Below are 11777 nucleotides of genomic sequence, written 5' to 3' on the forward strand. Positions count from 1 at the left end.
AGTATAAAATTATTATTTTTGCAAATATACATTGGTTTTTAATAGAAAGAGTCACTATGCAAAAAATTAGCACAATCAATACCGATAAAACAAACACACATATTGTAAACTGGCTAAAATCTTACGCCGAAAGCGCCAAAGTAAATGGTTTCGTAGTTGGAATTTCAGGAGGAATTGATTCGGCGCTTACCTCAACGCTTTGCGCACAGACAGGCTTACAGACTTTATGCGTTGAAATGCCAATACACCAGGCTCAAAGCCATGTCAACAGAGCACAGGAACATATCACCCAACTAAAAGCACGCTTTTCAAATGTTTCTGACACAAGGGTAGATTTAACTCCTGTTTTTGAAAGTTTAAAAACTGAAGTTCCCAGCAGCGACAACGAAGCAAAATTAAACTTATCACTAGCAAATACCCGTGCCCGACTGAGAATGACTACTTTATATTATATGGCCGGAATTCACGGACTCTTAGTAGCAGGAACAGGAAATAAAGTCGAAGATTTCGGGGTTGGTTTTTTTACAAAATATGGAGATGGAGGAGTTGATTTGAGTCCGATCGCCGACCTACTCAAAAGCGATGTAAGAGCATTGGCAAATTATTTAAATGTGCCTGATTCCATCTTAAATGCGGCACCGACAGACGGCTTATTTGGTGACGACCGAAGCGATGAAGATCAATTAGGAGCCAGTTATCCGGAACTGGAATGGGCCATGGAACAGCTGGAAAAAGGAAAGACTTCAACCGACTTTGAAGGCAGGGAACGCAAGGTTTTCGAGATCTACCAAAGACTTAACACAATCAACCAACACAAGATGACCGCAATTCCCGTATGTAAAATTCCTACAGAATTCAAGCAAAAATAATACTGATTTTCAGATTTTTATAAAAATTTTCCGTAACTTTACAGCCCCGCTTTGTTCAATTTAATATTTAGGAGTTATGGTGAAGATAGGACTTGCCGACAACCATCCAGTTGTCCATTATGGCATTAAATCGTATTTTAAAGAGCATTCTGATATCACCTTAGTAGGAATTGTTGACAATTTTGAAATGGTTGAAGAAATGCTGAAAAGAAAGGAAATTGACGTTCTGGTTATGGATTTAGAATTAGACGGTCTTTCAAGTATTAATCTAATTAAAGCTTTACTGAAAGATCACCCAAAACTAAAAATCGTCTTGTTTTCCAACTTGAATGAACAGGTTTATGCACCGAATGCTATTAAAGCAGGTGTTTCCTCTTTTATTCAAAAATCAGAAAAACTTGATATTTTGGCGTCGACCATTATCAAAGTGAATCGTGGCGCTGTAATTTTCAGCGAAGCTGTCAAACGCAACATGGCACTCATCTCTAAACAGGCAAAATCTGAGCGTTTGTACAGAAAATTATCTACCCGTGAAGTAGAAGTTTTACGCTACTTGTCAAATGGTAAGAAAAACAAGGAAGTAGCAGAAGCATTGCACCTTAATGAAAAAACCATCAGTACATACAAACTTCGCTTATTAGCCAAGCTGAATGTAACTAACTTGGTTGATTTGGTTAATAAAGCTAAAACACTGGAAATTGTCTAACTATACACCGACGTTACTCTTCCCAATTTGCCGGAAAAAGTTACGTACAAGTTTAGAGTATTCATCACCATAGAGAGATTTTCTACAATATTAGCATCCGTTTCATTTGAAATGGATGCTTTTTTTTACCCAAATAAAAATTTCAGATAGCACTCCACATCTTAACTTCCTTTGGAATGAGATTTAAAAACTATACGGAATTACAACTCTTCCCAAAATTTCGGCGATATCTTTTGACAGCTTATTATAATCGGTAATCAAAGAAAGAACTTCTGAATTATCTGCATTACTCTCTTTTGGTAAATTATACATTACCTCTCTAATGACTTTGTCAATCAAAAATCTTCTGAAAGTCAACACCGTTTCGGTAACATTCTGACTTATGGTCGTTTCTTTCATTTTGACATAAATTTCTTTGGCCTCCCAGTTATTCAATGGATTTTTTTCATCTTCCATGATAATACTAGTAATTTCCTGAGCCATTTCCGGCGGTAAATCCATTAAATACTTCTCAAGATTAAATTCATTATTCTGATTGAAGAAATCCATCAGATTATTATAAATATCCTTAAAATGAGGATTTACAAATTCGACCTCATCATCTTGGAGACTAAGGAAAATTCTTTGGTAAACTTTGCATTTTGTTCGTTCTTCAACCCTTTTCAACTCACCATCCTCATCAGCTTTCCAAAAAGAATCTTTAAATTCTTCTTCAACATTTCCGTAACGCAATAAAAGCTCAATAATTTTGCGTTCCAAAATATACTGAACATCGACTTTGGCATTTACCGCTACATTTTCGGTTTTATGAACTTCAAAGGCTTTCTGTTCCTGCTTTATTTTTTTATTCGCGTCAGAAATATCTTTTTGAGTTAATTGTGCAAGTGTATTAAAAATCACTTCCTCAGAAATATCCATAATACGGGCACATTCCTGCACATAAACTTCCCGTTTAATTCTATCCGGAATTTTCGAAATACTAGTTACCATGTCCCGGATTAATTCGGCTTTTTTGATAGGGTCATTTTTAGCATCCTTCATCAAAAGCGAAGCCTTGAATTGAATAAAATCCATGGCATTTTCATCCAGGTAACGAATTAAATCATCATGCGGCGTTTTTTTAGCAAAGCTATCCGGATCATCACCATCTGGAAACGAACACACGCGAACATTCATTCCTTCTTCAAGAATCAAATCAATCCCTCTGATGGAAGCGCGCAAACCGGCGGCATCCCCATCAAAAAGAACAGTTACATTTTTCGTCAGTCTGTTAATCAATCGGATTTGATCAGGCGTTAGCGCTGTTCCGGAAGAAGAAACAACATTTTCAATTCCGGCCTGATGCATTTGGATCACATCGGTATACCCTTCACACAAAAAGCAATTATCCAATTTTGCAATAGACTGTTTTGCATGATAAATTCCATACAAAACCTTACTTTTATGATAGATATCACTTTCCGGTGAATTTAAGTATTTAGCTGCTTTTTTATCGTTAGTCAGTATTCTTCCTCCAAACCCCAGAACTCGTCCCGACATACTCTGAATAGGAAACATCACCCGTCCTTTGAAACGGTCAAAATGCCTTCCGTCTTCTCGTAAAATAGTCAGACCTACCTTTTCCATGAATTCGAGTTTATAACCCTGACCTAATGCTTCTTTGGTAAAAGCATCCCAAGTTTCAGGAGAATAACCCAATCCAAACTTTTTAATTGTATCAGAAGTAAACCCTCTTTCCTTAAAATAAGACAATCCGATAGCCTGACCTTCATCAGAATTCAACATTGTACTCTGGAAAAACTTTTGGGCAAATTCGGAAACCAAATACATACTTTCCTTTTCATTAGCTTCTGCTATATCCTGATCGGTTTGTACCGTTTCTTCGATTTCGATGTTGTATTTTTTGGCCAGATAACGGATCGCTTCCGGAAATGAAAAATGCTCGTGTTCCATAACAAAAGTAACAGCATTTCCTCCTTTACCCGAACTGAAATCTTTCCAAATCTGCTTAACGGGAGACACCATAAAGGAAGGAGACTTTTCATCAGAAAAAGGACTCAGCCCCTTAAAATTACTCCCCGCTCTTTTTAATTGCACAAAATCGCCGATTACCTCCTCAACACGGGCGGTTTCAAATACAGCATCTATGGTACTTTTGGAAATCATCTCTCAAAACAAATAGGGATCAAATATACAAACTAAAAAGGATTTGAAACAAAAAGAAAAGTGCCCCAATCTGGAGCACTTCAGTTATTTTTAAAAACAGATTATCGCAAACGTAAATCCGGTTTTTTCACATCATTATTTTTGAACAAGCTCATAATACCGATACTTGAAACATTCATAAGTTTATCAGGCTGTGAAAACCAGTTTGTAGCCACATCGCTTTTGAATAAATTCTCATTCGTAAACAAAGCCGTACAACTATCAGCAGTATTATTATATACTTTGATTTTCTTGAAATTATCTGCATCCAGATATTTATCATCCAAAGCCATAAAACTAGCAAATCCAACAACTAAACAATTTTCAACTTCAAGAAACGAATCCGACTTCAATGAAATAGCCTCTTTCACAAGTCCCATTGAATTTTCCTCATTATTCACCATCGTTACGTTCAGAAGTTTGATTACCGTTCTTTTCTTGGTAGGATCAAAGTTTTCAACTTTATCATAAGAGTCAATTTCAAAACATCTAGAACGTGTGTTATCTGAAATAAACGGACTTCTGATTACAATACTGTTCGAAAGAATACCTTGCGTTCCCATCGAATAATCAAAATCATCATCAGCATTTCTGAAAGAAATAATATTGTTCATATCAATGTTCCCTCCGATAATTTCAACAGCATCATCTTTTGCAAAACTGATTTGAACATACTCGATTTTAGTCTTTTTACCGACTGCGCCAAGTGTCAATCCGTTCAACATCGTTTTTTCATTGATCTTTTTCCCTGCAAATTCAATACGAACATACTTCATGCTTCCCGCATCGTTGCTTTCATTGGTTCCTCCAAAAACATTATACAATGGATTTGGGTCATAAATAGACGAAATTACACCACCCAATCTGTTTAACGGTGCATCTCCATAAAGAATAACACCACCCCAGTCTCCCGGTTTTCTGTCAGCTGTTCCTTTACTTGAAGTAAAAACGATTGGATCTGTCACGGTTCCTTCCGCTATTAATCTGGATCCTTTGGTAATTACCAATGTACCGTTTGAATCATGATCTCCTCTTAAAACTGCTCCAGGCTCGATTGTCAAAGTTGCATTATTAGCCACATAAACAGTCCCCATAATCAAATAAGTTGTTTTCTTAAGGGTCGTGTTTTCCGAGATAACTCCTGTTAGAATCTGAGAAGGCTGATTGTACTCTGCTTGCTTTGGCTTGAAGTTAGTCCAACCGTTAAACCAGTTAGAATCTCCATAGATACCATGCACTTTTTGCGCGTTAACCGCACCACATGCAGCCAACAAAATAAGTAAAAATTTAATTCTCATTTAGGGTCTTTTTTGATAAGTTATTTTTTTCGCGAACTACAAATGTAATATTCCAATTTGAATACACAAAATTGCAGAAGTTAATTTTACATCACAAGCCCAACCAAATACTGTGCCAATATTTACAAAACAAAAAAACAGGCATCTCCAAAATGGAGATACCTGTCTAAAAATAACCTGCAAATAAAATTAATTCATATCAAATCTAATACCAAGGGAAATGTTGTTTTGATCTATCGGATTATTTTTGAACAATGGATTCAAATCATATTTCACATACAAAGTTGTACCTTCAAAACCGGCATAAGCACCCAATCCGTAAACAAAATCATTTACATTAAAGTCTCCTTTAGCCTTTTCAATCACAGAATGACCGCTTGGGTTATCGTAACGCAGAATTTGTTTTGTTTTTAAATTTGCCCCAACAAATCCTCCAATCCCGAATCTAAATCCCTGCTGGATTTTATACACCGTTTTGTCGTTTTTCATTTGTTTTGGAGATGTATCGAATTCAAGATATAATGGCATTACCAGATTAACATTACGCAATCTCGAATCTTTCAAATTGATACCCGAAGCTACTAATTGAGTTTGATTTCCGTTTTCCACAAAGTAACGGTTATCAGTAGCTCTTAAATTATTGTATTGAAGTGACAAACCGTATTTAAAATGCAACAGATTATCATTTTTGAAGATACGTGTATTGTATGTCCATCCCAATTCGTAAAAATGTGAACCCCAATATCTGAAATCTGAATTAGCCACAGCCTTATCAGTTACCAGATTATTTACACCGGCAGCAAAAACCAATTGAGTTGTTGTTCTTTTTTCAACATACTGCAAAGAATCTTTCTTTCTTCCGTAACGGACTTTAAATCCTTTTCCAAAAAATCGGTCGTAACGATCTACTGTATCTAAAGAAGTTATCCTTCCTTCAACTTTTTGTTGCACTAAATCGGATAATTTTGATTCCTGAATTGCAACTCTTTCTTCAATTCTTGCAGCTACCTCTTCTGCTAATTTTAGCTTTTTCTCATCAGCCTGCTCGCGGTTGATCTTTCCTTTTTCCAGCTCTTGATTAACTAATTCAACCTGATCTTTAAGGTAAACCTTCTCTTCTTTTGTGATTTTTTCAATTTCAGAAGCAATCGCTTTTGCTTTCTGTTCAAATGTCTCCTGACCGTAAGTTTTGGCAATAGTTGTTGCGGCAAAGATTGCCAAATAGATAATAAAATTTTTCATAATGACTGTTCGTTATTTAATTAATGATTCGATGATGATTCCTGATTACGTGTAGCAAGCGCTACTTTGGTTTCCTGATAATTCTTTTTAATGGTTTTCAATACTTTCTGGCGGAAAGTCAATTCTATTTCACCGTCGACTTGTGAAAGTAAATTTTTGGCATCCACCTTTAGTTTTGATTTTTGTTCAGATTTCGGTTTTTCCACCTGTGCCAGCAAAGCCTCCGGATTGACTTCTTCTTTTGGAGAAACTAGTGTATTTATCTGAATATTATTATCTTTCTTTGGCTCATTCTGAAACGCAATTGATGATTTATTTTCAGAGCTTTCAGATTTTGATTCAGGATTATTAATTTGACGTTTACTTTCTTTTCCTTGTTTTTCCAATTTCGGATTAGAAATAACAACCTGATCTTTATCTGAAATAACTACGGCATCTTTTTGAATTAAATTATCTTCTGCGGATTTTGTTTCTTTTTCTCTGTTTGTTTCAACAACCGAAGGAGTTCCATTTGCATCAACATCATTTTTCTGATTTTGATTCAGGAAAAAATAGCCCAAACCTGCCAAAACAAAAAAACTTGCTGCAATTGACAACCACGGAAAAGCTTTTCTGTTTTTTTTCTCTTCCTGAACAGTAAGCATTGCATCCAAACGGTCCCAGGAATTCGCTGAAGGCTGGATTTCCCTTCCATGCAGCTTTTCTCTGATTTGATTTTCTAATTTATTCGGTTCCATTACTGTAATTTTTTAATTTATTGATTTGTTCCGTCAACATTTTCTTTGCGTGTGATAATTGCGACTTTGAAGTTCCTTCATTGATTCCCAGCATTTGTGCAATTTCATGATGCTTATACCCTTCTATGGCATACAAATTGAAAACCATTTTATAGCCATCCGGCAGGCTGTCAATCAAAAACTGTATTTCATCCAGCGAAAGCTGATTTTCAATATCGTTGACTGTTTCATCAAAATACGTTTCGTCATCAATGAATTTCATTTGCTTTTGAACGCGGATATATGAAATGCATTCATTCACCATTATCCTCCGAATCCAGCCTTCAAAACTTCCCTTGTGCCCAAAATACTTCAGACTGGTAAAAGCCTTCATAAAAGCCGTAATCATCACATCTTCGGCTTCATGCAAATCCTTTATATACTGTCGGCAAACACTTAACATTCTTGGCGAAAATTTAGAATAAATCTGATGTTGGGCCTGTCTGTTATTATCGACAGCCAAATCGATTATTCTTTTTTCGTCCTGATGTAAATCAATTACTTTCAAAATCGTTTTTAGTTAGTTTACTTTTTAGGAAGACAGAAAAACACTTGTTTAATACCGTCTTCTATTAGCATAGACGATTCTCGATTCAAAATGGTTGCATGGGGTTGAAAAAAAAGTTTATTTTTTTCTTTCAATCACGTAATTCACCATTAAAATCAAGGCTTCTTTGTAGGAAGAATTTGGAAAAGATTCAATTAATTGTAGTGCTTCTTTCTGAAATTGAATCATTTTTTGCTCGGCATAAGCCAAACCGTTGTTGTTTTTTACGAAAGCGATAACCTCTTTTACACGCTTTTTATCCTTGTTGTGATTTTTAATCGAATTGATCAGCCATTTTTTATCCTTATCCGAACAATGGTTTAGAACATGGATTAACGGCAAAGTCATTTTCTGCTCTTTGATATCGATTCCTGTTGGTTTACCGATTGCTTCATCTGAATAATCAAACAAATCATCTTTAATCTGAAAAGCCATACCGATAAGCTCACCGAATTTGCGCATGCGTTCGGTTAATTCCAAATCGTCCGGCTTAACGGAACAGGCTGCCAACGAGCAACAAGCCGCAATAAGGGTTGCTGTTTTCTGACGGATAATTTCATAGTATACTTCTTCTGTAATATCCAGACGGCGTGCTTTTTCAATCTGAAGTAATTCCCCTTCACTCATTTCACGTACTGCTACGGAAATAATGCGGAGTAAATCAAAATCACCGTTATCAATCGAAAGCAACAAACCTTTCGACAAAAGATAATCACCAACCAAAACCGCAATTTTATTTTTCCATAATGCATTAATCGAGAAGAAACCACGGCGTCGGTTACTGTCATCAACCACATCATCATGAACAAGGGTAGCCGTATGGATTAATTCGATAACCAAAGCTCCTCTGTATGTGCGTTCCAGAACTTCACCTCCGGAAATCATTTTTGCTGTCAAAAAAACAAACATGGGACGCATCTGCTTCCCTTTTCTGTTTACAATGTAATAAGTGATTCTGTTTAAAAGCGCAACTTTAGAAGACATTGAATGGTGAAACTTTTTTTCAAAAAGTTCCATTTCTTCAAGAATGGGTTTTTTTATTTGCGAAGTAATATCCATCGAAAGCCAAAGATAGTATTTAAGTTGAAAAATTCCATGATTGAAATATTTTTTTATATTTGATTAAACCTTTTGGCATTATAATTGTCTTATTCTCAAATCTTAATAAATTCTTAAAATTATGAAAGCTAAAATCTTAATCTTAACTGCACTTTTGTCAATGGCTTTTTTCAGCTGTACAAAAGATGAAACAACCACAGAAAACCAACAAGCAATTACTACTGAAGAAGCTGCTATCAATGCTAAAATTGATATCGCAAACGATGATATTTCAGATATCGTTGCCGAACAGGAAGGAAAAACCTATGCCGATAACACCAATGGACGCTCTATAGACTCTCCAACTTCGGCTCTTTCTTCATGTGCAACCATCACAAGAGTTCCGGCATTCGGTACACCAATTACACCAGGCACTACAGTAACCAAAACAATTGACTTTGGTGACGGATGTACATTAGCCAACGGAAATGTATTAAAAGGAAAAATTATCATTAGTTTTGTTTACCAGCCAAATGCAACATCTCACACTATTAATTACGAATTCGTAAACTTCTACCACAACCAGATAAAGTTCAACGGAAATAAGTCTTTCACCAGAACCATGTCGGCAGCAACAAGTAACACTCCAAGTCTTCCCGTAATCACAATGACTATGGATATGACAGCCACTTTCCCTGACGGAGCAACTATCAGAAGAGTTGGCCAAAGAGTTAGAGAGTTTGTTTCCGGATATGGTGATGACAACTGGGCAAACAATATATACAAAGTAACCGGAAGCTGGACTACGACTTTCCCTAATTCAAGCGTACAAACCGCAACAATAAGCGCAGACAATCCTTTAATTATCAAAATGAGCTGCGCTGCTTTACACAAACCATTACTTGTTCAAGGTTTAATAACATTCACAAGAAACAACCATACCGCTACATTAAATTACGGAAACGGAGAATGTGACAATATCGCTATTTTAACTATTGACGGTGTAGAATTCACAATCGTCATTGGTAATTAATAGTAAGCCTGCCATAAACGAAAGAATCCCACAATTGTGGGATTTTTTTATTTTAAAATAATCCCTTGCAAACAAAATAATTAATCATTTTTTTAGTTATAATTATTTAATTATCAAATAGTTACGTTATGAAAATTAAAATTTTAAACCTACTCTTCATATTAGGTTTGCTCATTTCAGGTTGTAGTAATGACGATAGCCTGCAGTCAAGCCGTATTACTGAAGAAGACATCACAAATGAAAGAAAAATAGACGCTTCCATTAATGATGTAGATGAGATTATTGAAGGTCAATACTTGATCCAATCGGGCTTTGCCGGAAGAACAAATTCTGAATCTGGTTTTCATTTGCCTTCATGCGCTACTGTAACTTCTGTTTTAAATGGTACAAATTGGACACTTACCATAGATTTTGGAACTGAAGGTTGTGAATTATCGAATGGAAACATTTTAAAAGGAAAAATTATTTTCAGTTTTACCAATGATTTTGAAACTCAAACGAAAGTGATTTCTTATACTTTCGAAAACTTTTACCACAATGATGTACAACTCAATGGTAATCGTACATTAACCCGAACCAGATCTAATACAAATGGAAATCCTGAAACATCTTTTAACACAAATCTCACATTAACCCTTGGAAATGGTGATGTTTATACCAGAACAGGCACAAGAACAACAGAATGGACCGAAGGTCATGACACACCAAATGACAGAAGCGACGACGTTCATCTGGTAACAGGAAACTGGAGTACAACTTCTCCCAACGGAACCATGAGCGCTACTATCACAACTCCTTTAAAAAAACTTGGAAACTGTCATTATTATGTTGAAGGTGTCATTGTTTTCACAAAAAACGACAGTGAAGCAACCCTTGATTTTGGAGATGGCGAGTGTGATAATCAGGCCACACTAACTATCAATGGAGAAATCAGAATTATAACACTTTAATAAAAAATCCCACAAATTGTGGGATTTTTTTATGCTTCTTTGTTAGCCAGTTGACCGCAGGCAGCATCGATGTCTTTACCACGACTTCTGCGCACTTTGGCAACAATTCCGCTTGATTCCAGTGCTTTTATGTAGTTATCGATTACTTCGGGAGCTGCCTGTTGGAATTCACCGTCATCAATTGGATTGTATTCAATCAAATTGACTTTACACGGTACATATTTACAGAATTTCACCAAAGCATCGATTGACTTTTTATCATCATTGATCCCTTTCCAAACCACATATTCGTAAGTTACTTTGCTTTTGGTTTTTCTATACCAGTACTCCAAAGCTTCACGCAATTCCGGTAGCGGAAAACTCTTGGTAAACGGCATAATCTGATTTCGGGTTTCTTCAATAGCCGAATGTAAGGAAACCGCTAATTTGAATTTCACTTCATCATCCGCCATTTTTTTAATCATCTTCGAAACACCTGAAGTTGAAACAGTAATACGTTTTGGAGACATTCCCAATCCTTCCGGTGATGTAATTTTATCAATTGCTTTCATCACGTTAGGATAATTCATTAACGGCTCACCCATTCCCATGAAAACAATATTGGAAAGTGGACGGTTATAATACAAGCGGCTTTCACTGTCAATAGCTGCCACCTGATCATAGATTTCATCAGGATTTAAATTACGCATACGTTTCAACCGTGCCGTCGCGCAGAAATTACAATCCAAACTGCATCCCACCTGACTCGACACACATGCTGTAGTTCGCGTTTCAGTAGGAATCAAAACCGATTCCACGATCAAGTCATCATGTAGTCGTACGGCATTTTTAACTGTACCGTCACTACTACGCTGCATCGTATCCACTTTAATGTGATTGATTACAAAATTTGCCTCCAGCTTGGCACGTGTTTCTTTTGAAATATTGGTCATATCTTCAAAAGTATGGGCGTGTTTCTGCCAAAGCCATTCATAAACCTGATTTCCCCGAAAAGCTTTATCACCATTCGATGTAAAAAAATCACGCAGCTGCTCTTTTGTAAGCGCTCTAATATCTTTCTTCTCCATTTGCATGCTGCAAAGATAAAAGTATTTCTGCAATAATAAATTTATA

The 11777-nt window shown here is 36.1% G+C and carries 11 protein-coding genes; 4 read left to right on the plus strand and 7 right to left on the minus strand.

The genetic code is table 11. The features are described 5' to 3' along the window. The first annotated feature begins 56 nt into the window (after positions 1–56). Together nadE and NAT51_RS04355 are read left to right on the plus strand one after the other, a co-directional pair. Positions 57–869 (plus strand): NAD(+) synthase, encoded by an 813-nt coding sequence (gene nadE / locus NAT51_RS04350; protein ID WP_250595722.1) that lies wholly within the window; start codon positions 57–59, stop codon positions 867–869. Between the two features lie 76 nt (positions 870–945). Further along, positions 946–1575, plus strand: a complete 630-nt coding sequence (locus NAT51_RS04355; RefSeq protein ID WP_250595724.1) for a response regulator transcription factor — start codon at positions 946–948, stop codon at positions 1573–1575. 183 nt (positions 1576–1758) lie between these two features. Here NAT51_RS04355 and dnaG read toward each other — a convergent pair whose 3' ends face one another. The 6 genes from dnaG to NAT51_RS04385 form a co-directional block, all read right to left on the minus strand. Further along, positions 1759–3741, minus strand: coding sequence for a DNA primase (dnaG, locus tag NAT51_RS04360; protein ID WP_250595726.1), 1983 nt, complete (start codon positions 3739–3741; stop codon positions 1759–1761). 101 nt (positions 3742–3842) lie between these two features. Next, positions 3843–5078, minus strand: a complete 1236-nt coding sequence (locus NAT51_RS04365; protein ID WP_250595728.1) for a hypothetical protein — start codon at positions 5076–5078, stop codon at positions 3843–3845. A gap of 189 nt (positions 5079–5267) precedes the next feature. Beyond that, positions 5268–6320, minus strand: a complete 1053-nt coding sequence (locus tag NAT51_RS04370) for a hypothetical protein (RefSeq protein ID WP_250595730.1) — start codon at positions 6318–6320, stop codon at positions 5268–5270. A 20-nt stretch (positions 6321–6340) separates the two neighbouring features. Beyond that, a complete protein-coding gene (locus NAT51_RS04375) occupies positions 6341–7057 on the minus strand; it encodes a hypothetical protein (protein WP_250595732.1) in 717 nt (238 codons plus the stop codon). Further along, positions 7044–7604: an RNA polymerase sigma factor gene (locus tag NAT51_RS04380; protein ID WP_250595734.1), complete on the minus strand. Its 561-nt coding sequence runs from the start codon at positions 7602–7604 to the stop codon at positions 7044–7046. The genes NAT51_RS04375 and NAT51_RS04380 overlap by 14 nt, the downstream gene beginning before the upstream one ends. A gap of 117 nt (positions 7605–7721) precedes the next feature. Beyond that, positions 7722–8702: a polyprenyl synthetase family protein gene (locus NAT51_RS04385; protein WP_250595736.1), complete on the minus strand. Its 981-nt coding sequence runs from the start codon at positions 8700–8702 to the stop codon at positions 7722–7724. Positions 8703–8823: 121 nt separating this feature from the next. On the opposite strand from NAT51_RS04385, the gene NAT51_RS04390 reads away from it, so the two are divergent. After that, a complete protein-coding gene (locus tag NAT51_RS04390; RefSeq protein ID WP_250595738.1) occupies positions 8824–9714 on the plus strand; it encodes a hypothetical protein in 891 nt (296 codons plus the stop codon). Between the two features lie 128 nt (positions 9715–9842). Then, positions 9843–10664, plus strand: coding sequence for a hypothetical protein (locus tag NAT51_RS04395; RefSeq protein WP_250595740.1), 822 nt, complete (start codon positions 9843–9845; stop codon positions 10662–10664). A gap of 29 nt (positions 10665–10693) precedes the next feature. On the opposite strand, the gene rlmN is transcribed toward NAT51_RS04395, so the two are convergent. After that, positions 10694–11737: a 23S rRNA (adenine(2503)-C(2))-methyltransferase RlmN gene (gene rlmN / locus NAT51_RS04400; RefSeq protein ID WP_250596225.1), complete on the minus strand. Its 1044-nt coding sequence runs from the start codon at positions 11735–11737 to the stop codon at positions 10694–10696. Positions 11738–11777 lie beyond the last annotated feature (40 nt).

Source organism: Flavobacterium amniphilum (assembly GCF_023634845.1).
Lineage (GTDB): Bacteria > Bacteroidota > Bacteroidia > Flavobacteriales > Flavobacteriaceae > Flavobacterium > Flavobacterium amniphilum.